The organism is Bacillus sp. FG16, assembly GCF_057809515.1.
On record NZ_JBMDKC010000367.1, the window covers coordinates 1 to 382 of the forward strand.

Annotated in this window: 1 protein-coding gene; it reads left to right on the top strand. The window is 38.0% G+C overall.

The window, feature by feature from the left end; genetic code table 11:
* On the top strand, positions 1 to 321 hold a 321-nt coding region (locus ACODS7_RS32775), incomplete at its 5' end, for an ArpU family phage packaging/lysis transcriptional regulator (RefSeq protein WP_488828739.1).
* Between the last annotated feature and the right edge of the window lie 61 nt (positions 322 to 382).

Consider the following 382-nt stretch of genomic DNA (forward strand, 5'->3'; position numbering starts at 1 on the left):
GTGATAGAAGAATTGAAGAAGTATAAGGTGTTACGCGTTCGTTTCCAGAATCAGCGAGAACGAATGGAGGTAGGTGCAGACATCTTATTTCCGGAATTACGAAAGATTGATGTCCATGAACTGAAGTATAGGCAATTACATCGTGCATTCGAACATGCCTTAGATCAAGATGAGCAACGTATACTAGAAATGAAGTATATGAGTGCAACAGAATTAAACGATGATTATATTTATACGGTATTAGGGATGAAGCGCGGAAAGTTTTATCGGAAACGAAAGTCAGGAATTTTGAATTTCGCAACGGCATTAGAGATGATATAAAAAATAATGGAACTTTTGGGGTACTGTTTGGGGCACTAAATCGGGTACCTTTTTAAGTTGG